Consider the following 20,583-nt stretch of genomic DNA (forward strand, 5'->3'; position numbering starts at 1 on the left):
CTGAATAAGGACATCCGCACCACCGTGGCCACTTACTCGCTCGTTATCCGCCGGTTGATGATTTGCTCGCTGACCATTGTCGTCAGCCGCGCCATCACCAGCCCGTTGCTCACGCTGTTCCTGAGCAACAAACTCGGTCTCAACCAACAGGACGTTGGCCTGCTGCTGGGCATCGCGGTGTTTATCGCCACCCTGCTCGCGCTCTACGGCGGCTACATCATCGACCGGCTGGAGAAACGGCGGCTGTTGATCCTGGCCATGCTCTCCAGCGCCATCGGCTTCGTGCTGCTGACCTTCGCCGAGAACCTCTACCTGACCACCGCCACCCTGGTGATCACCGAAACCGCTTCGGCGTTGTTCCTGATCGGCTCGAAGGCGATCCTCAGCGAAAACCTGCCGATGGGCCAGCGGGCCAAGGCGTTTTCCCTGCGCTACACGCTGACCAACATCGGCTACGCCACCGGCCCCATGCTCGGCGTGGTGATCGCCGGGGTGTATCCGATTGCGCCGTTCCTGATCGCCGGCGGCATCGCGTTCTTCAGTATCTTCCTGATGAGCGGGATTCCAAAAGACGCGGCCCAAGTGCCCGCCATCGGCCAGCCGCAAAGCTTTCTCAAGACCCTGACCACCCTGAAGAACGACCGTACGCTGATCATGTTCACCTGCGGCTGTCTGTTCAGCACCGTGGTCCACGGCCGTTTCACCCTGTACCTGTCGCAATACCTGCTGGTGACCCACGATTCCAAGCGCGCCCTGGAAACCATGGCCGCCCTGCTCGCCTGCAACGCCATCAGTGTGATCCTGCTGCAATACCAGATCGGCCGCTTCCTCAAGCGCGAACAATTGCGCTACTGGATTGCCGGCGGCACCAGCCTGTTCATCGTCGGGTTGATCGGGTTCAGCCTGGCGGACGGCCTGGTCAGTTGGTGCGTGGCGATGTTCATCTTCACCCTCGGCGAAATGATCATCTATCCAGCGGAGTTCCTGTTCGTCGACACCCTGGCCCCGGAAGAACTGCGCGGCAGTTACTACGGCGCACAGAACCTCGCGGCCCTCGGTGGCGCGTTGAGCCCGGTGATTTGCGGTTTCCTGCTGATGCACACCCCGGCGCCGACGATGTTCTACGCCTTGTGTGCGCTGACTGCGATGGGCGGATCGTTGTGTTTCATGGCCGGTCGGCGCGTGGCTTTACTGCAAAAATAATGCACTGAATCTGCATTAATATGAATTTGTCAGCACCGGGAATCAACGGCACACTGTGCCTCGTTCCTCCCCCAATAGTTGGAACACCTTCAAGGGCTTTCTGGGTATCCCAGCTAAGCCTTTTTTTTGCTTGGGTTTTTTGTCTACGGAATCATCATGCTCGCACGCTGGTTACCCGCCGCCGTCAACACCCGTCCTTCGGAATGGAGCCGCGCCGCCATCGGCATGTCCCTGGGCACGCTGTTCAGCGTCTGGTTGTGCAGTCAGGTGTTCGGCATCGAAGTGGCGCAACACTTGGTCGGACCGCTGGGTGCCTCGGCGGTGCTGTTGTTCGCCGTATCCTCCGGCGCCCTCGCCCAACCGTGGTCGATCCTCGGTGGCTACTTGAGCGCCGGGGTGGTTTCGCTGCTGGTCGCTCATGTACTCGGCCGCACGCTCGGCAGCGCATGCCTTGCAGCCGGAATGGCGCTGATCCTGATGTGCTGGCTGCGTTGCCTGCACCCGCCGGCCGGGGCCTTGGCGCTGTTGCTGGTGCTGGCCGACCCGGCGACCATCGCCCTGGACTGGAAAGCCCTCGGCCCGGTGATGCTCAGCGCCTCGGCCATGCTGCTCAGTGCGTTGGCGTATAACAACCTCACGCAGATCCGCTACCCAAAACGCCCCGCTGACCCGGCGCCAGTCATGCCCTCGGCGGACAGCCAGGCGATTACTGCCGAGGATTTGAAACTGGCCTTGGCGGACATGGAGGCGTTTTTCGACGTCACTCCGGAAGACCTTGAGCAGTTGATTCATGCCAGTGAATTGCATGCGAAGCGGCGCAGCATCGGCGAAGTGCTTAGCAGCAGAACCTGACACACCACCGAACCCTGTGGGAGCGAGCTTGCTCGCGATTGCGATCTGTCTGTCACATCAACGTCGACTGACACGCCGCCATCGCGAGCAAGCTCGCTCCCACAGGGTTTTCGCGTGCCTAGGGAAAACTATTCGACCGCGGCCGCTGGATTTTGCACTAAGGTAAAAATGCATACACGACCTGCAGTTATCCCGGTTGTACATCACAAATTTGCACTGTTACGATCGAGCATCGCTCGCGCGCGAGCTTGTCTATAAAGAACAATAAAAGCAGGGAGTTATCGATGACTGCTCAGGTTTCATCCCAGGAGACTACCGCCATGGATGCCATGCAAAATGAAGTGCTGGCCGAGGTACGCAATCACATCGGTCACCTGACCCTCAATCGCCCCGCCGGTCTCAACGCCCTCACCCTGGACATGGTCCGTCGCCTGCAAAACCAGCTCGATGCCTGGGCCGAAGATTCGCAGGTCAACGCCGTGGTGTTGCGCGGTGCCGGCGAGAAAGCCTTTTGCGCTGGCGGCGACATTCGTTCGCTGTACGACAGCTACAAAAACGGCGACACCTTGCACGAAGATTTCTTCGTCGAGGAATACGCCCTCGACCTCGCTATTCACAATTATTGCAAACCGGTCCTGGCCTTGATGGACGGCTTTGTCCTGGGCGGCGGCATGGGCCTGGTGCAAGGCGCCGATATGCGCGTGGTGACCGAGCGCAGTCGCCTGGCGATGCCGGAAGTGGGTATCGGTTATTTCCCGGACGTAGGCGGCAGCTACTTCCTGCCACGGATTCCGGGTGAACTGGGGATTTACCTGGGCGTCAGCGGCGTACAGATTCGCGCGGCGGATGCGCTGTATTGCGGTTTGGCTGACTGGTACCTGGAAAGCGAAAAACTGGGCAGCCTGGATGAGCAACTTGATCATCTGGAATGGCACGACTCGCCGCTCAAGGACCTGCAAGGCGTACTGGCCAAACTCGCCGTGCAACAACTGTCCGATGCGCCGCTGATTGCGTTGCGCCCGGCCATCGACCACTTCTTCGCCCTGCCGGATGTGGCAAGTATGGTGGAGCAAATGCGCGAAGTGACCGTCGCCGACAGCCACCAATGGGCGACAGCCACCGCCGACCTGCTTGAAACCCGTTCGCCACTGGCCATGGGTGTGACCCTGGAAATGTTGCGACGCGGTCGCAAGCTGAGCCTGGAACAGTGCTTTGCCCTTGAGCTGCACCTGGACCGCCAGTGGTTCGAACGTGGCGACCTGATCGAAGGCGTACGCGCCTTGCTGATCGACAAAGACAAGCAACCGCGCTGGAACCCGCCGACCTTGCAGGCGCTGCACGCCGAGCATGTCGAGAGTTTCTTCACGGGTTTTGAGCAGAGCGGGAGCTGAGCCATGCACGATATCGAATTGAGCGAAGAGCAAGTGATGATCCGCGACATGGCCCGGGATTTTGCCCGCGGCGAAATCGCGCCCCATGCGCAGGCCTGGGAAAAGGCTGGCTGGATCGACGACGGTCTGGTGGCGAAGATGGGTGAATTGGGCCTGCTGGGCATGGTGGTCCCGGAAGAATGGGGCGGCACTTATGTCGATTACGTCGCCTACGCCCTGGCCGTGGAAGAGATTTCCGCCGGCGATGGCGCGACCGGCGCGTTGATGAGCATCCATAACTCCGTGGGTTGCGGGCCAGTCCTGAACTACGGCACTGACGAGCAGAAACAGACCTGGCTGCCGGACCTCGCCAGCGGTCAGGCCATCGGCTGCTTCTGCCTGACCGAGCCGCAAGCCGGTTCCGAAGCCCACAACCTGCGCACCCGCGCTGAACTGCGGGACGGCCAGTGGGTGATCAACGGCGCCAAGCAATTTGTCAGCAACGGCAAACGGGCGAAACTGGCGATTGTGTTTGCCGTGACCGACCCGGACCTGGGCAAGCGCGGCATCTCGGCGTTCCTGGTGCCGACCGACACCCTGGGTTTCATCGTCGATCGCACCGAACACAAAATGGGCATCCGCGCTTCCGATACCTGCGCGGTAACCCTGAGCAACTGCACCATTCCTGAAGCCAATCTGCTGGGTGATCGCGGCAAAGGCCTGGCCATCGCCCTTTCCAATCTTGAAGGCGGGCGCATCGGCATTGCCGCCCAGGCGCTGGGCATTGCGCGGGCAGCGTTCGAAGCGGCGCTGGCTTACGCGCGAGATCGGGTGCAGTTCGGCAAGGCGATCATCGAGCACCAGAGCATCGCCAACATGCTGGCGGACATGCACATGCAGCTGAACGCCGCACGATTGATGATCCTCCACGCCGCGCGGTTGCGCAGTGCCGGCAAGCCGTGTCTGTCGGAGGCTTCACAGGCGAAGTTGTTTGCGTCCGAGATGGCCGAGAAGGTGTGTTCGTCGGCGATGCAGATTCATGGCGGGTATGGGTATCTGGAGGATTACCCGGTGGAGCGGTATTACCGCGATGCGCGGATTACCCAGATTTATGAAGGGTCGAGCGAGATACAGCGGATGGTGATTGCGCGGGAATTGAAGAACTATTTGGTGTGATGCCTTAAAAGCTTCGCGGGCAAGCCTCGCTCCTACAGGTTTGGTATCGGTCACACGGACACCGATAACCTGTAGGAGCGAGGCTTGCCCGCGAAGGCATCCTCGAAAACGCTACATCACTTACCCTGGAACTCAGCTTCACGCTTACCAATAAACGCCGCCATCCCTTCTTTCTGATCCTGCGTCGCAAACGCCGCATGGAACACCCGACGCTCAAAGCGCACGCCTTCGGACAGGCTGACTTCAAACGCGCGGTTCACGCTTTCCTTGACCATCATCGCAATCGGCAACGACTTCTTGGCAATCAGCGCGGCGACTTTCAGCGCTTCTTCCAGCAGCTCATCCGCCGGTACGATCCGCGCAACAATCCCGCAGCGTTCAGCTTCCACGGCATCGATCAAACGACCGCTGAGGCACATTTCCATCGCCTTGGCTTTGCCCACGGCGCGAGTCAGGCGTTGGGTGCCGCCCATGCCCGGCAGCACGCCGAGGTTGATTTCCGGTTGACCGAACTTGGCGTTGTCGCCCGCCAGGATGAAGTCGCACATCAGCGCCAGTTCGCAGCCACCACCGAGGGCGAAGCCGTTAACCGCAGCAATGATCGGCTTGCGGCGGTTGGCCACGCGATCGCTGTCGCTGAACAGGTCATCGAGGTAGATCTGCGGATAGGTCAGCTCGGCCATTTCCTTGATGTCGGCACCGGCGGCGAAGGCCTTTTTCGAGCCAGTCAGCACGATGCAGCCGATGTTCGAATCGGCTTCCAGGCCATCGAGGGCGTGGTTCACTTCGCTGACCAGTTGCGCGTTCAACGCGTTCAAGGCTTGCGGACGGTTGAGGGTGATCAGGCCGACGCGACCGTGGGTTTCCAGCAAAATCGTTTCATAGGTCATAAAGATTTCCTTCTTAAAGATTGCGCGAAATAACCATGCGCTGAATATCGCTGGTGCCTTCGTAGATCTGGCACACCCGCACGTCGCGGTAGATCCGCTCCAGCGGGAAGTCGTTCAGGTAACCGTAACCGCCGAGGGTTTGCAACGCTGACGAGCAGACCTTCTCGGCCATTTCCGAGGCGAACAGCTTGGCCATCGAGGCTTCGACCAGCGCTGGTTTGCCGCTGTCTCGCAGCGCTGCGGCGTAATGCACCATCTGCCGGGCGACAGCAATCTGGGTCGCCATGTCCGCCAGGCGGAATGCTACCGCTTGGTGCTCGATGATCGGCTTGCCGAAGCTTTCGCGTTCACGGGCGTAATCCCGAGCCGCTTCAAACGCGGCGCGGGCCATGCCCACCGATTGCGAAGCGATGCCGACGCGCCCGCCTTCAAGGTTGGCCAGGGCGATCCGGTAACCTTCGCCCTCTTCGCCCAAACGGTTGGCCACCGGCACTTTCACGTCTTCGAACAGAATCTGGCAGGTGTCGGACGCGTGCTGACCGAGTTTGTCCTCGACCCGCGCGACTTTGTAGCCCGGCGAATCGGTGGGCACGATCAACGCGGTGATCCCGCGTTTACCGGCACTTGGATCAGTCACGGCAAACACAATCACCACCCCGGCGTTCTGCCCGGAAGTAATGAACTGCTTGCAGCCGTTGAGCACGTAGTGGTCGCCATTCAGCTTGGCGCGGGTTTTCAGGCCGCTGGCGTCGGAACCGGCCTGGGGTTCGGTCAGGGCAAACGCGCCGAGCATCGAACCGCTGGCCAACGGTTTGAGGAAGCGTTCTTTCTGTTCGTCGGTGCCGTACTTGAGGATCGGCACGCAACCCACGGAGTTGTGCACGCTCATGATTGTCGAGCAGGCGCCGTCGCCAGCGGCGATTTCTTCCAGGGCCATGGCGTACGCCAGGTAGCCGGTGTCGCAACCGCCCCACTCTTCGGGCACCAACATGCCGAAGAAGCCCAGCTCGGCCATTTCGCCGATGGCTTCTTTCGGGAAGCGATGCTCGCGGTCCCACTCGGCGGCGAAGGGCTTCAGCCGCTCCTGGGCGAATTGCCGGGCGGCTTCGCTGATCTGCAGTTGTTCGTCATTGGGAATCATGGTGAATCCTTAAAAATGAACCTTACGCACCAAATGTCTGGCTGAAATGCTGACCCCCTGTGGGAGCGGGCTTGCTCGCGAAGAGGCAGTGTCAGTCGACATTAATGTTGAATGACACACCGCATTCGCGAGCAAGCCCGCTCCCACAGGGGGATTGGCGTTTGCCTCAATACAGGCATTCCACGGCCATGGCCGTTGCTTCGCCGCCGCCAATGCAGATCGCTGCAACGCCGCGTTTCAGGCCTTTCTGGCGCAGGGCCGAGAGCAAGGTCACGATAATCCGCGCGCCTGACGCACCAATCGGATGGCCCAACGCACAGGCGCCGCCGTGGATGTTGACCTTCTCGTGGGGGATTTCCAGCTTGCTCATGGTCACCAGGCTGACCACCGCGAAGGCTTCGTTGATTTCAAACAACTCGACTTCGTCCAGGGACCAACCGGTTTTCTTGATCAGCTTCTTGATCGCGCCGACCGGGGCCACCGGGAACTGGCCCGGGGTATCGGCAAACGCCGCATGACCATGGATCACGGCCAGTGGCTTGAGGCCGCGTTTCTCGGCTTCGGAACGGCGCATCAGTACGAGTGCCGCCGCGCCGTCGGAGATCGAGCTGGAGTTGGCCGCCGTCACGGTGCCGCCATCACGAAATGCCGGTTTCAGCGAGGCGATCTTGTCCAGTTTGGCTTTCGGTGGCTGTTCGTCGTTGCTGATCAGCACCTGTTCTTTGCCGACGGTGACGGTCAGCGGCACGATCTCGGCCTTGAAGCTGCCGTCCTTGATCGCCTGTTGTGCGCGGGTGGTCGAGGCAATGGCAAACGCATCCTGAGCTTCGCGGCTGAAGCCGTTGGTCTCGGCGCAATCCTCGGCGAAGGTGCCCATCAGGCGCCCCTTGTCGTAGGCGTCTTCGAGGCCGTCGAGGAACATCGAGTCCAGCACCCGGCCATGGCCCATACGGTAACCGCTGCGCGCGCGGTCCAGCAGGTACGGCGAGTTGGACATGCTTTCCATGCCACCGGCGATCACCACATCGGCACTGCCGGCAACCAGCATGTCGTGGGCTAGGATCGTGGTTTCCATGCCGGAACCGCACATTTTGTTCACGGTGGTGCAACGGGTCGACTTATCCAGCCCGGCACCCAGTGCAGCCTGACGTGCAGGCGCCTGGCCGAGGCCGGCGGGCAACACGCAACCGAACAGCACTTCGTCAACTGCGTCAGAGTCGACACCGGCACGTTCGACGGCGGCTTTGATCGCAGCGGCGCCGAGTTGCGGTGCGGTCAGGCTTTTCAGTTCGCCCTGGAAACCGCCCATCGGGGTACGAACGGCGCTGACAATAACAATCGGATCGTTGGAAAGGGTCATGACAAATCCTCCTTATTTGGCGGCCATACGCAAGGCACCGTCGAGACGGATCACCTCGCCGTTGAGCATGCTGTTTTCAATGATATGCCGGACCAGCGCGGCGTACTCGCCCGGTTTACCGAGGCGCGGCGGGAACGGCACGCCAGCGGCCAGGGACGCGCGGACTTCTTCGGTCATACCGGCCATCATCGGTGTTTCGAAAATGCCGGGAGCGATGGTCATCACACGGATGCCGAAACGCGCCAGTTCCCGGGCGGCGGGCAAGGTCAGGCTGACAATCGCGCCTTTGGACGCAGCGTAAGCAGCCTGGCCGATCTGGCCGTCGTAGGCCGCTGCCGATGCGGTGTTGATGATCACACCGCGCTCGCCGTCGGCGTCCGCTTCGGTTTCCGCGATCGCCGCTGCGGCCAGACGCAGCATGTTGAAGCTGCCGATCAGGTTGACGTTGATCACCTGGCTGAAACTGGCCAACGCATGCGGGCCGGTCTTGCCGAGGATCTTCTCGCCCCGCACGATGCCGGCGCAGTTCACCAGACCGTGCAAGCCACCGAAGGCTTTGACGGTGGCGGCGACGGCGGCTTCGGCAGCGGCTTCGTTGCTGATGTCGGCCACTACGCTTTGCGCGCCGAGACGTTCAGCCTGGGCCGCGACAGCCTCGGCGTTCATGTCCACCAGCATCACCTTGGCGCCAGCGCCCACCAGCATTTCAGCGGTGGCGGCACCCAGGCCGGACGCACCGCCGGTGACGAGAAAAACCTTGTTTTCGATCTGCATCATTATTTCCTTCGATTCAAGCAGAAGCTTTGTGAGCCGCGGCCTCTTGAGCCTTGGCGATTTCCTGGTTGCGCAAGATAAAGCGCTGCAATTTGCCGCTTGGGGTCTTCGGCAACTCGCTGACAAATTCGATTTCACGCGGGTACGAGTGCGCGGCCAGTCGTTTGCGCACGTGTTGGCGCAGCTCTTCGGCCAGTTCGGGCGTGGCGCGGTATTGCTCGCAGATCACCACGAAGGCTTTGACCAGTTCGGTGCGCTCCGGATCGGGTTTGCCGACCACCGCCGCTTCGATGACTGCCGGGTGTTCAATCAACGCGCTTTCAACGTCGAACGGGCCGACGCGGTAGCCGGAAGTGGTGATCACGTCGTCGCTGCGCCCAACGAAACTGATGCTGCCGTCCGGGTTCCACTCGACGGTGTCGCCGCTCAGGTAATAGTTGCCGACGAAGGCCTTGGTCGGCGCGCCTTCGTAGCCGTTGAACCAGCACATCGGCGACTGGGTGCGGTCGATGGCGAGGATGCCGGGCTGACCGACGCCGAGTTCTTTGTACTCGTCATCCAGCACCACGATGCGGTGCCCAGGCGAGGCAAACCCGGCGGCGCCCATGTGGATCGGATGGTCCAGGCCATGGTGGTTGCACAGCACCATGCCGAGTTCGGTCTGGCCGTAATGGTCGTGGATCACCACGCCGAGGTTGTCGGCGAACCAACGAATCACTTCCGGGTTAAGCGGCTCGCCCGCACTGCTGACGATGCGCAGCTTGCCCTTGATCGACTTGGCGAACTCTTCGCCCCCGGCAATCAGCAGACGATAAGCCGTCGGCGAGCCGGTCAGGTTGGTGATGTTGTATTTGTTGATCACCCGGCAGGTGCTTTCGAGGGTGAACGGGCCATCGTAGAAGGTGATCGGATGCCCCATCGACATCGGCCCGGTGACACCGAAATAAATGCCGTAGGCCCAGCCTGGATCGGCAACGTTCCAGAACGCGTCTTCCGGGCGCAAATCCACGGCGTCGCGGGTGTAACTCTGGAACGCGACGATGGCCTTGAGCGGCACCGACAGCGCTTTCGACGGGCCGGTAGTGCCCGAGGTGAACATCAGCAGGAACGGGTCTTCGCCGCTCAGCAATACCGGTTCGCATACCGGGGAATAATTGGGCAGTTCGGCCCAGAAACTGTAGTCGCCCCGCACGATGCCCTGCCCTTTGGGACCGCAGACGGTAACGATGGTCGGGCAATCGGTGACTTCCGCGAGTTTCGAGCGATTGACCGCATCGGTGACCACGACTTTGGCGCCGGAGCTGCTCAAGCGGTGTTCGATGGCTTTCGGCCCGAACGCAGTGAACAGCGGCTGGTAGACCGCGCCGATGCGCCAGGTGGCGAACACGGTGATCAGCAATTCGATGTTACGCGGCAGCAGACCGGCGACTTTGTCGCCCTTTTGCACGCCCTGGGCGAGGAGGAAATTGGCCAGACGCGCGGCTTTGTCCTGCAAATCCGTGAAGGTGTACGTCGCACTGGCGCCGTCGCGCCCTTCCCAGAACAGCGCAATGCGACCCGGCAATGCATGACGGTCGCAACATTCGACGCAGGCGTTAAGCGCCGACAAATTGCCGGCGAGCGCGGCATCCACGGTGTGCTGGTAATCGAACTGTGAAGTGGCAGACAAGTAATCGCGCATTGCCAGAATCCCTCTGTATTTTTATTAGGTTGGGGGAACCGTAATCAACACAGGAATACTCGCGCCGCGCGGGGTGCGGGGCAATGGTCAAAGCTATCAAGTTGTTTGACTGGTTTGGCCAAGGTTCAGGAGATGTGTTGTTTGGCCAGCCCCCTTCGCGAGCAGGCTCGCTCCCACATTTGGAATGCATTCCCCTGTGGGAGCGAGCCTGCTCGCGAAGAGGCCAGATGGATCAATACAGGATCCGGATCAGCTGGCTTCGCTCAGGATCAAACTCCGATAATGCCCCGGATTAGTCCCCGACCACTTGCGAAACGCCTTGTAGAACGAACTCGCATCGGCAAACCCCAACCGCGCCGCAATCTCGGCAAAGCTGATGCTCGGTTCCGCCAGCCAGACAATCGCTAACTCCTTGCGCACGCTGTCCTTCAAACCCTGCCAGGTCTGCCCTTCTTCGGCCAAGCGCCGGCGCAGGGTCGAGGCCGACATGCACAGTTGCTGCGCCAGGGCTTCGGTTTCCGGCCATTGTTCGGCGGGCAGTTGCCGCAGATCGTGCTTGATGCGGCTGGCCAGGCTTTCCGGGTCGCGGTATTTGACCAGGATATTGGCCGGCGCATGGGCCAGGAAACGCTTGAGTTCTTCCGGGCTGCGCTTGATCGGCAGGTCCAGGCAATCGGCGGCGAAAATCATCCGCGTGCGCGGGCGGTCGAAGCGCAAGTTTTCGGAAAACATCACCTGATAGTCATCACAAAAGTCCGGCGCCGGGCAGCGCAATTCGATGGCCAGGATCGGAATCCGCCGCCCTGCCAGCCAGCAAGCAACGCCGTGGACGATCATCCAATACGTGAAGTAGGTGAAGGCCCGGCGTGGCTCCTGGTCATCTTCCAGCAAGACGATTTCCGCCAGACTTTGCTGGCGCACCAGTTGCGCGGGCAGGTGTTCGAGCATCAACGAAAGAAAGGCCAGGCCCGAGGTGAGACCTGCGGCGAGGTTGGGCTGGACCATGGCGCAGCGGCATAAAAACTCCAGACTGCCGGATTTGAGCTGGCGCGGGTCCATGCCGAAAAACTCATCGTCACCGCGCCGGGCCAGCAAACGCCACAGTCGTGCGTACGAAGTGGCTGGGACTCGGGCGTCAACAGCGTCCAGCAACGCCGGATCAATCCCGACTTTGTGCAACACCTCTTCGGTGGCCGCGCCAGGCGCGCAACTCTGCAACAGCGCTTCACGCACCAGTTGGATGGCGATGGTGTCTTTTTCCGACATTGCGCGGGGTGAGCCCTGTTCTTGTTCAAGTGGCGGGCATATTAGCCCAGCGCAGAGCCCCTGTGGGAGAGCCTTGTGGGAGCGAGCCTGCTCGCGAAAGCGGTGGATCAGTCAACGATGATGTTGAATGTTAAGCCGCATTCGCGAGCAGGCTCGCTCCCACAAGGGATTGGGGTGATCTTTTGGGTCGTTCAGCTAAGGTTCAGCTAAAGTCAATCGATCTCATGTGAGAATGAGTGTCATTATGTTACAACTTAGCAACCTAACTAACTCGACACGGTGCTGAATGCTTGTTCCCTTTTTGATCATGCTGCGCGAAGGCATTGAAGCGGCGTTGATCGTCGGCATTATCGCCAGTTACCTCAAGCAAACCGGCCGTGGCCAGTGGATGCCCGCTGTATGGATTGGCGTGTTCCTCGCCGCTGCGCTGGCGCTGTTGGTTGGCGGTGGCCTGGAATTGATGAGCGCCGAGTTCCCGCAGAAGCAACAGGAACTGTTCGAAGGCATCGTCGGCCTGGTCGCCGTCGGCATTCTCAGTTCGATGGTGTTCTGGATGCGCAAAGTGGCGCGTTCGATCAAGCATTCGCTGCACGTTTCCCTCGATCACGCACTGGCCGGTTCCAAGCATCAGGTCACCGCGCTGATCGCCATGGTGTTTTTCGCCGTGGCCCGGGAAGGTCTGGAAACCGTGTTTTTCCTGCTGGCGGTGTTCCAGCAAAGCGAAGGCGCGGCGGCACCGATTGGCGCCCTGCTCGGACTGATCCTGGCGATCATTGTCGGCTTCCTGATCTACACCGGCAGCATGCGCCTGAACCTCAGCGCGTTCTTCCGCTGGACCGGTTTGTTCATCCTGGTAGTCGCCGCCGGCATCCTCTCCAATTCTGTGCAGGCTCTGCATGAAGCAGGCGTGTGGAATCACCTGCAAACCGTGCTTTTCGACTTCAGCGCCACGCTGCCGATGGATGGCCCGCTGGGCTCGGTACTGGCCGGCATGTTCGGTTACCAGGACTCGCCGACCGTCAGCACCCTCGGCGCGTATCTGATTTATCTGGTGGTGGCGCTGGTGATGTTCTTCCTTCCGGCCGCCGCGCCCGTCAAGCAATCTTCTTCCGTTTCCAGCCAATAAGGGCATTCATGTCAACGCCTACTCCTCCCGTGGCTTCACCTCCCCGCGCGTTGCGCTGGGCGGTGGCCGGTTCGGTGATCGTGATGATCGCGGCCGGTGGCCTGTTCTACTACGCCTCGAAAATGGCCGCTGCCAAGCGTCAGACCAACCATGACGAAGTGGTGGTGAACATCCACCCGAAAAGTTGCGAACCGAACGCGCTGACGGTCCCGGCCGGGCACGCGAGTTTCCGCATCGTCAACCGCTCCGACCGGGCCGTGGAGTGGGAAATCCTCGACGGTGTGCTGGTGGTCGAAGAACGGGAAAACATTGCGCCGGGCCTGAGCCAGGTGATCAACGCCAACCTGGCGCCCGGTGACTATGCGATCACTTGCGGCTTGCTGAGCAACCCGCGTGGCACCTTGCACGTGACCCCGACGGCGGCGTCCGAAGCAGCGGCCAAGGCCCGTCCATCGATGGTCGCGTTCATTGGTCCGCTGTCGGAATTCCGCGTGTACCTGAGCAGCCAAAGCAGCGCGCTGATCAAAGCCGTGACCGCCCTGAAGCAAGCGATTGAGGCCGGCGATCTGGCCCAGGCCCAGGCGCTTTATGTGCCGGCCCGTGCGGCCTATCAACGGATCGCCCCGGCGGCGCAACGCTTGGCCGAACTGGACAACGCCGTCAACGCCCGTGCCGATTACTTCGAAAAACGCGAGCAGGATTCGGCCTTCACCGGCTTCCATCGCCTCGAATATGCGCTGTTCCAGCAACGCAAACTCGACGCCTTGGCGCCGGTGGCCATGCAACTGATCATCGACATCACCACGCTCAAACAGCAACTGCTCGCCCAGTCCCTGCCGCCGGAGCAACTGGTGAGCATTGTGGTGCGCAACCTCAACAGCATCGCCGACGTGCGCGCCAGCAGCGGTGAAGAAGAACGCTACAGCCACACCGACTTGAACGGCTTTGCCGCCAACCTCGACGCGGCGCGCAAGGTTGTCGATCTGTTGCGGCCATTGCTGACCAAGTCCGCCGCCGAGTTGCTGCCAAAAATCGACAGCGCCATCAGTGCTTTTGAAGCCGAACTCAATGGATTCAAGGTCAAGGATGGCTACGCCAGCTACGACACAGTCAGTGCCGAGCAGCGCAAACAGATCGCCGACAAGGCCAAGACCCTGGCCGCCGTACTCGACGAAATCGACCCAGCCCTTGGCCTTTCCGGCCTGTAAGTAGAAGACGACATTTAGATGAAAGACTTGGATCAGTTTTCCGCCCAGCGTCGCCGTGTATTGATGGGCATGGGCGCCGCCGGTGTCGCGTTGGCCGGCACCGCCCTGAGCTGCCCGGCGATGGCCGCTTCCAGCCAGGTGACCGAAGCGCCGAGCAGCGAAAAGACCGAAGACCGCCACACCTTTTATGGCAAGCACCAGACCGGCATCGTGACCCCGCGCCCGGCGTCGGGCATGTTGGTGTCGTTTGATGTATTGGCCGCCGACCGCGATGATCTGGAGCGACTGTTCCGCACCCTCAACGAGCGCATCGCGTTCCTGATGAAGGGCGGTGCTGTGACGCAGGTCGATCCGAAACTGCCGCCAGTGGATTCCGGGATTCTTGGCCCGGTGGTCACGCCGGACAACCTGACCATCACCGTGTCGGTCGGCGAGTCGCTGTTCGACGAACGCTTCGGCCTGGCCAACGCCAAACCCAAGCGGCTGATCCGCATGGTCGGTTTCCCCAACGATGCCCTGGAAGCGGATTGCTGCCACGGCGACTTGAGCTTGCAGTTCTGCTCCAACACCACCGACACCAACATCCACGCCCTGCGCGACATCGTGAAAAACCTGCCGGACCTGCTGCTGGTGCGCTGGAAACAGGAAGGTAGCGTGCCGCCGCAAGCCCCGACGAAACCGAGTGTGCCGGCGCAAAGTGCGCGCAACTTCCTCGGCTTCCGCGACGGCTCGGCCAACCCCGATTCCAACGACACTAAGGCCATGGACAGCATTGTCTGGGTGCAACCGGGCAGCGACGAGCCCGCCTGGGCCGCGAACGGCAGCTACCAGGCAGTGCGGATCATCCGCAATTTCGTTGAGCGCTGGGACCGCACGCCGTTGCAGGAACAGGAAAGCATCCTCGGCCGGGTCAAGAGCACCGGCGCGCCGATGGGCGGCGAGCACGAAAACCAGGTCCCGGACTACGCCAAGGACCCGGAAGGCAAGCTGACCAAGCTCGACGCGCACATTCGCCTGGCGAACCCGCGCACCGCGCAAACCCAGGCCAACCTGATCCTGCGTCGCCCGTTCAACTATTCCAACGGTGTGAACAAGAACGGCCAGCTGGAAATGGGCTTGCTGTTCATCTGCTACCAGGCCGACCTGGAAAAGGGCTTCATCACCGTCCAGACCCGACTCAACGGCGAGCCGTTGGAGGAATACCTCAAGCCGGTGGGCGGCGGGTACTTCTTCACCTTACCGGGTGTGACAGGCGACAAAGACTTCATCGGTCGCTCACTGCTTGACGCTACACAACCTGCCCATCAGCCAAAAACAACCGCATAACAACTTTAAAACAACCCCCAAACACGGAACCGTCCCATGAAAAAGTCGCCACTCGCTTTAATGCTGACCCTTGGCTTGCTCAGTACCCCGTTTTCAGCTTTCGCGGCGACGGCGCCGCTGGATCTGGTGGGCCCAGTTTCGGACTACAAGATCTACGTCACCGAACAACTGGACCAACTGGGCAGCCACACTCAACAGTTCACCGACGCCGTGAAAAAAGGCGACCTGGCCACCGCGCAAAAACTCTACGCACCGACCCGCGTGTTCTACGAATCGATCGAGCCGATTGCCGAACTGTTCAGTGACCTGGATGCGTCCATCGACTCGCGTGTGGACGACCACGAAAAAGGCGTGAAAGCCGACGACTTCACCGGTTTCCACCGCATCGAATACACCCTGTTCTCGGAAAAGAGCACCAAGGGCCTGGACGAACTGGCGGACAAACTCAACGGCGACGTGAAAGACCTGCAGACCCGCGTGGCCGGCCTGACCTTCCCGCCTGAGAAAGTCGTTGGCGGCGCTGCTGCGCTGCTAGAAGAAGTCGCCGCGACCAAGATCTCCGGTGAAGAAGACCGCTACAGCCACACCGACCTTTATGACTTCCAGGGCAACATCGACGGCGCGAAGAAAATCGTCGACCTGTTCCACCCGCAGATCGAGAAACAAGACAAAGCCTTCATCGCCAAGGTCGACAAGAACTTCGCGACCGTGGACAAGATCCTGGCCAAGTACAAAACCAAGGATGGCGGTTTCGAGACTTACGACAAAGTGAAAGAAGCTGACCGTAAGGCGCTGGTTGGGCCGGTGAATACCTTGGCTGAGGATTTGTCGACGTTGCGTGGGAAGTTGGGTCTGAACTGAGTTTTGTAGCGTCTGGGCTGTCCCCTTCGCGGGCAAGCCTCGCGCCTACAGGGTTTGTGTTGGTCGCGTTATTACGGCACGACACACAACCTGTAGGAGCGAGGCTTGCCCGCGAAGACGTTCTCAAAAACACCACAGCATCAAGGCTGTGTGTTAACCCTCACAACATCCGATAGAGCAACCGCTCAATCCGCACCCGACTCACCCGCTTGAGAAACTTGGCCACCGCTCCCGGATATTCCGGCAGGGTTTCCAGGTCCAGGTAACGGGCGACGCGTTCAGTGTTCTCGAAAATCTCCGCCAGCTCCTTGCGACGCGGCGCCTGCAACTCGTTTTTCGGGTCGTCGATCAACAGCGCGTTTTCCAGATCGAGACGGAACGCGCGCGGGTTGAGGTTGTTGCCGGTCAGCAAGGTATAGCGCTCGTCGACCCACATGCCCTTGAGGTGATAGGTGTTGTCTCCGTCACGCCACAGGTGCAGGTTCAACTGGCCGCTGTCGATGTTCTGCTGATGGCGTTTGGCGAAGCGGCGCAGGCTGATCTCATAGAGGTACGGCAGCGCGGCGATCACTTTGAACGGCTCGCTCGGCGGGATGTAGAAGTCGTTGGCGGTCTTGTCGCCGACGATGATGTCGATCTTCACCCCACGGGCCAGGGCGCGGTTGATTTCCCGGGTCACTTGCAGCGGCAGGTTGAAATATGGCGTACAGATCGTCAGTTGGTGCTGTGCGCTGGCGATCAGTTCGCAGATCACCCGGCTCAGCGGGTTGTTCTTGCCCACACCGAGCAACGGACTGACCGACAGACCGCCCTTGGCCACGCCACCCGCCGTGGTGTCGTAGGTCGCATGCTTGAGACGGCTGCGCAGGTCGCCGATGTCGTTGCGCAGGCTGCGGGTGGTCGGCAGGTTCGGCAGGTCGAGGCGGTGCACCGCTTTGGAGGCGATCAGACCGTGCTGGATCAGGTGCTGCATGGAATCGGCCAGCGCGCTGTTCTGCAGCAGGTGATAGCGGTCGTAGCGGTACTTGTCGAATTTGTGCAGATAGACGTTGTTCAGGCTCGCGCCGCTGTAGATCACGCAATCGTCGATCACGAAACCCTTCAAGTGCAGCACGCCGAACAGCTCGCGGGTCTGCACCGGCACGCCATACACCGGCACAACACTTTCGTGGGTGCGGGTCATTTCCTGATACCAGGCCGAGTTGCCCGGCTGCTTGCCGGCACCGATCAGACCGCGTTGGGCGCGCAACCAGTCGACGACGACCACCACGTCCAGCTCCGGACGCGCCAATTTGGCGGCGTGCAAGGCATCGAGGACTTCCTGGCCAGCTTCGTCCTGTTGCAGGTACAGCGCGACGATATAGATGCGCCGGGTCGCCGAGGCGATTTTTTCCAGCAGGCAACGACGATATTCGGCGGCGCCGGAAAGAATGGTGACGGCATCGGCGGTCAGCGGAAAACTGCGCAGTTTGGGCAGCAGAGAGCGTTTGAAAAGCGACGGCATAAGGCTCGCAAAAAGGTCGAATCCGAAGAACCCGAGAGCTTACACCATGGATCCGTTTGGGTCTTGTTACTGTCTGTAATGACGCCTTCGCGGGCAAGCCTCGCTCCTACAGGGGAATACGCTTAACTGTAGGAGCGAGGCTTGCCCGCGAAGACAATTTCGCAGACGCCATAAAAAACCGGTTGACCAAGGAGAACGATCGTTCTACTGTTTGCCGCATGAACGAAATCACTAGCAACGACACACGCGACATCATTCTGGATGTCACCGAAAAGCTGATCTACAAAAGTGGCATCGCGGCCACCGGCATGGATCTTCTGGTGAAAACCGCCGGCGTCTCCAGAAAGAGTATCTACCGCTACTTCGCCAACAAGGACGAGCTCGTCGTCGCAGCCCTGCAACGCCGGGATGTGCGCTGGATGAACTGGTTCAGGACCGAAGTCGACAAGGCCCCGACTCCGGCCGACCGCTTGCTAAACCTGTTTAGCGTGCTCACGACCTGGTTCGGCTCCGACGGTTTCCGCGGCTGCGCCTTCATTAACACCAGCGGCGAAACCGGCGACCCGCAAGACCCGGTTCGGCTGGTCGCCAAAGACCACAAACAGAAACTGCTCGACTACGTGAGCGAGCTTTGCACCGAACATGGCGCCACCGACCCGCAGGCACTGGCCAAACAGCTGCTGATCCTGATCGAGGGTGCCATTACCGTAGCGCTTGTGATGGGTGATCACAGTGCCGCCGATAATGCGCAATGCATGGCGCGAAAGTTATTGGACCTGTAACTGCTTAATCAAGCTCGACACTGTGTTTTAACTTTACTTTGATAAGGAGACATTCAAATGTCATCTAATGCCGAAGTTCGTCCGCCATTGCCGCCGTTCACCCGTGAATCGGCTATCGAAAAAGTCCGCCTGGCCGAAGACGGCTGGAACTCCCGTGACCCGGAGCGCGTGTCGCTGGCCTATACCCTGGACACCAAGTGGCGTAACCGCGCTGAATTCGCCTACAACCGCGAAGAAGCCAAAGGCTTCCTGACTCGCAAGTGGGCCAAGGAACTGGATTACCGATTGATCAAGGAACTCTGGGCCTTCACCGGCAACCGCATCGCCGTGCGCTACGCCTATGAATGGCACGACGACTCGGGCAACTGGTTCCGTTCCTACGGCAATGAAAACTGGGAGTTCGATGAAAACGGCTTGATGGCCAATCGTTTTGCCTGCATCAACGATATGCCGATCAAGGAAAGCGAGCGCAAATTCCATTGGCCGCTGGGGCGTCGTCCGGATGATCATCCGGGCCTATCCGACCTGGGTCTTTAATTTCACACAGTTCCCATGTGGGAGCGAGCCTGCTCGCGAAAGCGGTGTATCAGTCAACGATGATGTTGAATGTTCAGCCGCCTTCGCGAGCAGGCTCGCTCCCACAGGGGGATTTTTGGTGTTTAGGCGACTGCGGCGGTCTGTTGGCTCAGTGCCTTGGCCTCAAGCTCTCGCACCAACGGCAACACGCGCTTGCCGAAATACTCCACTTCTTCCTGGAAGTGCAGGAACCCCGCCAGCACCAGATCCACCCCCACTGCTTTCAACGCCACGATGCGCTCGGCAATCTGCTGCGGCGTGCCGATCAGGTTGGTCTTGAAGCCGTCGTTGTACTGCACCAGATCCTCGAACGTTGACTTGGCCCAGTTGCCCTCGCCCTCTGGCGACGCCCTGCCCGCTTGCTTCGCCGCGTCGCCAAACGCATTCACGGCTTCCGGGTCGGCCTGGTCGATGATCTGTGCCAGCACCGCGCGCGCCTCTTCTTCGGTGTCGCGGGCGATGACAAACGCATTCACCCCGACCTTCACCGAATGATTGTTCGCCGCAGCCTTGGTCCGGATGTCGTCAACCTGGGCCTTGATGCCTTCGGGCGTGTTGCCGTTGGTGAAGTACCAATCCGATACGCGCGCTGCCATGTCCCGGGCCGCGCGGGAGCTGCCACCCTGGAAGATTTCCGGCTGGCCCAGTGGCTTGGGCTTGAGGCTGTAATTGTCGAAACGATAGAAATCGCCACGGAAGGTGAAGTTGTCCTGAGTCCAGATGCCCTTGAGCGAACGGATGAATTCTTCGGAACGGCGATAGCGTTCGTCGTGCTCCAGCCAATGTTCGCCGATGGCCTGGAATTCGCCCTTGAACCAGCCGCTGACGATGTTCACCGCAACGCGGCCATTGGTGAGTTGGTCGATGGTCGCCAATTGCTTGGCCGCCAACGCCGGTTGCCACGGGCCGGGAAGGATCGCGGCGATCACTTTGAGTTTGGTGGTGGCAGCCAGCAACGCATGGCTGAAGGCCACGGATTCATGCTGGAACTCGGCGCCGTAGCCGGCGGTGAAGCGGATTTGCGTCAGGGCGTATTCGAACCCCGCCTCTTCAGCCAGTTGCGCCAGTTTGCGGTTGTAGTCGATGCCCCAGTGGGTGCGTTGCTCAATCTTGCTGACCACCAGCCCGCCGCTGACGTTCGGTACCCAGTAGGCAAATTTGACGGCTTGCTGACTCATAGGTTTGTCCTCAGGACTTTTGGGAAGTCTTTGGACAAGAGCAGCAACCGTGCCAGCACCGAATCCCGCGCAGGCCGCTACTGTCTTGAGCCTGGTCAAATCCTTGTGGGAGCGGGCTTGCTCGCGAATGCGGTCTGGCATTCAACATCTTCATTGGCTGACACACCGCATTCGCGAGCAAGCCCGCTCCCACAGGAATTCGGGTGTGTCAGGGGCAATTTGCTGCTGTGCTGTTGGTGCAGCAACAGTTCAAGCCACTCCTGAATCGCCAAAACCCCATAAACCATGGCCTGCGAACTTCGGCATGGA

The 20,583-nt window shown here is 60.5% G+C and carries 18 protein-coding genes; 10 read left to right on the forward strand and 8 right to left on the reverse strand.

Annotated features, from left to right (window positions below):
• The first annotated feature begins 24 nt into the window (after positions 1–24).
• The 4 genes from LOY68_RS16950 to LOY68_RS16965 all read left to right on the forward strand — a co-directional run bounded on the left by LOY68_RS16950 (position 25) and on the right by LOY68_RS16965 (position 4,601).
• Positions 25–1,203: an MFS transporter gene (locus LOY68_RS16950; protein WP_054045841.1), complete on the forward strand. Its 1,179-nt coding sequence runs from the start codon at positions 25–27 to the stop codon at positions 1,201–1,203.
• A 156-nt stretch (positions 1,204–1,359) separates the two neighbouring features.
• Complete coding sequence (locus tag LOY68_RS16955) at positions 1,360–2,055, forward strand: HPP family protein (RefSeq protein ID WP_265038664.1); 696 nt, start codon at positions 1,360–1,362, stop codon at positions 2,053–2,055.
• Positions 2,056–2,339: 284 nt separating this feature from the next.
• A complete protein-coding gene (locus LOY68_RS16960; protein WP_265038665.1) occupies positions 2,340–3,446 on the forward strand; it encodes an enoyl-CoA hydratase/isomerase family protein in 1,107 nt (368 codons plus the stop codon).
• Positions 3,447–3,449: 3 nt separating this feature from the next.
• The gene (locus LOY68_RS16965) at positions 3,450–4,601 is read left to right on the forward strand and encodes an acyl-CoA dehydrogenase family protein (protein WP_265038666.1); all 1,152 of its coding nucleotides are present in this window, start codon (positions 3,450–3,452) and stop codon (positions 4,599–4,601) included.
• Between the two features lie 116 nt (positions 4,602–4,717).
• Here the strand turns inward: LOY68_RS16965 and LOY68_RS16970 are convergent, their stop codons facing one another.
• The 6 genes from LOY68_RS16970 to LOY68_RS16995 form a co-directional block, all read right to left on the reverse strand.
• On the reverse strand, positions 4,718–5,491 hold the full coding sequence (locus LOY68_RS16970; protein WP_265038667.1) for an enoyl-CoA hydratase: 774 nt from the start codon (positions 5,489–5,491) through the stop codon (positions 4,718–4,720).
• A gap of 13 nt (positions 5,492–5,504) precedes the next feature.
• Entirely contained in the window at positions 5,505–6,632 is a 1,128-nt protein-coding gene (locus tag LOY68_RS16975; protein ID WP_265038668.1) for an acyl-CoA dehydrogenase, read from the reverse strand.
• Between the two features lie 166 nt (positions 6,633–6,798).
• Positions 6,799–7,992 (reverse strand): acetyl-CoA C-acyltransferase, encoded by a 1,194-nt coding sequence (locus LOY68_RS16980; protein ID WP_265038669.1) that lies wholly within the window; start codon positions 7,990–7,992, stop codon positions 6,799–6,801.
• 12 nt (positions 7,993–8,004) lie between these two features.
• Positions 8,005–8,766 carry an SDR family NAD(P)-dependent oxidoreductase gene (locus tag LOY68_RS16985; RefSeq protein WP_054045828.1) on the reverse strand — a complete coding sequence of 254 codons (762 nt, stop codon included), beginning with the start codon at positions 8,764–8,766 and terminating at the stop codon, positions 8,005–8,007.
• Positions 8,767–8,782: 16 nt separating this feature from the next.
• Positions 8,783–10,447: an AMP-binding protein gene (locus LOY68_RS16990; RefSeq protein WP_265038670.1), complete on the reverse strand. Its 1,665-nt coding sequence runs from the start codon at positions 10,445–10,447 to the stop codon at positions 8,783–8,785.
• A gap of 249 nt (positions 10,448–10,696) precedes the next feature.
• Positions 10,697–11,713 (reverse strand): AraC family transcriptional regulator, encoded by a 1,017-nt coding sequence (locus LOY68_RS16995; RefSeq protein ID WP_265038671.1) that lies wholly within the window; start codon positions 11,711–11,713, stop codon positions 10,697–10,699.
• 286 nt (positions 11,714–11,999) lie between these two features.
• Here LOY68_RS16995 and efeU point away from each other — a divergent pair, with 286 nt between their 5' ends.
• Genes efeU through efeO (LOY68_RS17015) form a run of 4 tightly spaced genes read left to right on the forward strand, consistent with a single transcriptional unit; the run spans position 12,000 to position 16,234 of the window.
• The gene (gene efeU / locus LOY68_RS17000; protein WP_265038672.1) at positions 12,000–12,839 is read left to right on the forward strand and encodes an iron uptake transporter permease EfeU; all 840 of its coding nucleotides are present in this window, start codon (positions 12,000–12,002) and stop codon (positions 12,837–12,839) included.
• 8 nt (positions 12,840–12,847) lie between these two features.
• On the forward strand, positions 12,848–14,047 hold the full coding sequence (efeO, locus tag LOY68_RS17005; protein ID WP_265038673.1) for an iron uptake system protein EfeO: 1,200 nt from the start codon (positions 12,848–12,850) through the stop codon (positions 14,045–14,047).
• Positions 14,048–14,065: 18 nt separating this feature from the next.
• Entirely contained in the window at positions 14,066–15,373 is a 1,308-nt protein-coding gene (efeB, locus tag LOY68_RS17010) for an iron uptake transporter deferrochelatase/peroxidase subunit (protein ID WP_265038674.1), read from the forward strand.
• Positions 15,374–15,409: 36 nt separating this feature from the next.
• Positions 15,410–16,234 (forward strand): iron uptake system protein EfeO, encoded by an 825-nt coding sequence (gene efeO, locus LOY68_RS17015; protein ID WP_054045816.1) that lies wholly within the window; start codon positions 15,410–15,412, stop codon positions 16,232–16,234.
• 160 nt (positions 16,235–16,394) lie between these two features.
• On the opposite strand, the gene pssA is transcribed toward efeO (LOY68_RS17015), so the two are convergent.
• Positions 16,395–17,738 carry a CDP-diacylglycerol--serine O-phosphatidyltransferase gene (gene pssA / locus LOY68_RS17020; protein WP_265038675.1) on the reverse strand — a complete coding sequence of 448 codons (1,344 nt, stop codon included), beginning with the start codon at positions 17,736–17,738 and terminating at the stop codon, positions 16,395–16,397.
• A gap of 218 nt (positions 17,739–17,956) precedes the next feature.
• Between pssA and LOY68_RS17025 the strand changes: the two genes are divergently transcribed.
• Both LOY68_RS17025 and LOY68_RS17030 read left to right on the forward strand, forming a co-directional pair.
• On the forward strand, positions 17,957–18,520 hold the full coding sequence (locus LOY68_RS17025; protein WP_163910244.1) for a TetR/AcrR family transcriptional regulator: 564 nt from the start codon (positions 17,957–17,959) through the stop codon (positions 18,518–18,520).
• A gap of 57 nt (positions 18,521–18,577) precedes the next feature.
• The gene (locus LOY68_RS17030; RefSeq protein ID WP_054045802.1) at positions 18,578–19,057 is read left to right on the forward strand and encodes a DUF1348 family protein; all 480 of its coding nucleotides are present in this window, start codon (positions 18,578–18,580) and stop codon (positions 19,055–19,057) included.
• Between the two features lie 122 nt (positions 19,058–19,179).
• Here the strand turns inward: LOY68_RS17030 and sfnG are convergent, their stop codons facing one another.
• Complete coding sequence (sfnG, locus tag LOY68_RS17035) at positions 19,180–20,274, reverse strand: dimethylsulfone monooxygenase SfnG (protein WP_054045800.1); 1,095 nt, start codon at positions 20,272–20,274, stop codon at positions 19,180–19,182.
• Positions 20,275–20,583: the final 309 nt, after the last annotated feature.

The organism is Pseudomonas sp. B21-053 (assembly GCF_026016365.1).
Lineage (GTDB): Bacteria > Pseudomonadota > Gammaproteobacteria > Pseudomonadales > Pseudomonadaceae > Aquipseudomonas > Aquipseudomonas nunensis.

What these genes read in the sequence shown, in the direction of transcription:
- LOY68_RS16980 (WP_265038669.1), bottom strand. Translation starts at nt 7,992, where the DNA reads ATGACCCTTTCCAACGATCCGATTGTTATTGTCAGCGCCGTTCGTACC.
- LOY68_RS17025 (WP_163910244.1), top strand. Translation starts at nt 17,957, where the DNA reads ATGAACGAAATCACTAGCAACGACACACGCGACATCATTCTGGATGTC.
- LOY68_RS16985 (WP_054045828.1), bottom strand. Translation starts at nt 8,766, where the DNA reads ATGCAGATCGAAAACAAGGTTTTTCTCGTCACCGGCGGTGCGTCCGGC.
- LOY68_RS16960 (WP_265038665.1), top strand. Translation starts at nt 2,340, where the DNA reads ATGACTGCTCAGGTTTCATCCCAGGAGACTACCGCCATGGATGCCATG.
- LOY68_RS16975 (WP_265038668.1), bottom strand. Translation starts at nt 6,632, where the DNA reads ATGATTCCCAATGACGAACAACTGCAGATCAGCGAAGCCGCCCGGCAA.
- efeO (WP_265038673.1), top strand. Translation starts at nt 12,848, where the DNA reads ATGTCAACGCCTACTCCTCCCGTGGCTTCACCTCCCCGCGCGTTGCGC.
- efeO (WP_054045816.1), top strand. Translation starts at nt 15,410, where the DNA reads ATGAAAAAGTCGCCACTCGCTTTAATGCTGACCCTTGGCTTGCTCAGT.
- pssA (WP_265038675.1), bottom strand. Translation starts at nt 17,738, where the DNA reads ATGCCGTCGCTTTTCAAACGCTCTCTGCTGCCCAAACTGCGCAGTTTT.
- LOY68_RS16990 (WP_265038670.1), bottom strand. Translation starts at nt 10,447, where the DNA reads ATGCGCGATTACTTGTCTGCCACTTCACAGTTCGATTACCAGCACACC.
- LOY68_RS16970 (WP_265038667.1), bottom strand. Translation starts at nt 5,491, where the DNA reads ATGACCTATGAAACGATTTTGCTGGAAACCCACGGTCGCGTCGGCCTG.
- LOY68_RS16955 (WP_265038664.1), top strand. Translation starts at nt 1,360, where the DNA reads ATGCTCGCACGCTGGTTACCCGCCGCCGTCAACACCCGTCCTTCGGAA.
- efeU (WP_265038672.1), top strand. Translation starts at nt 12,000, where the DNA reads ATGCTTGTTCCCTTTTTGATCATGCTGCGCGAAGGCATTGAAGCGGCG.
- LOY68_RS16995 (WP_265038671.1), bottom strand. Translation starts at nt 11,713, where the DNA reads ATGTCGGAAAAAGACACCATCGCCATCCAACTGGTGCGTGAAGCGCTG.
- LOY68_RS16965 (WP_265038666.1), top strand. Translation starts at nt 3,450, where the DNA reads ATGCACGATATCGAATTGAGCGAAGAGCAAGTGATGATCCGCGACATG.
- efeB (WP_265038674.1), top strand. Translation starts at nt 14,066, where the DNA reads ATGAAAGACTTGGATCAGTTTTCCGCCCAGCGTCGCCGTGTATTGATG.
- sfnG (WP_054045800.1), bottom strand. Translation starts at nt 20,274, where the DNA reads ATGAGTCAGCAAGCCGTCAAATTTGCCTACTGGGTACCGAACGTCAGC.
- LOY68_RS17030 (WP_054045802.1), top strand. Translation starts at nt 18,578, where the DNA reads ATGTCATCTAATGCCGAAGTTCGTCCGCCATTGCCGCCGTTCACCCGT.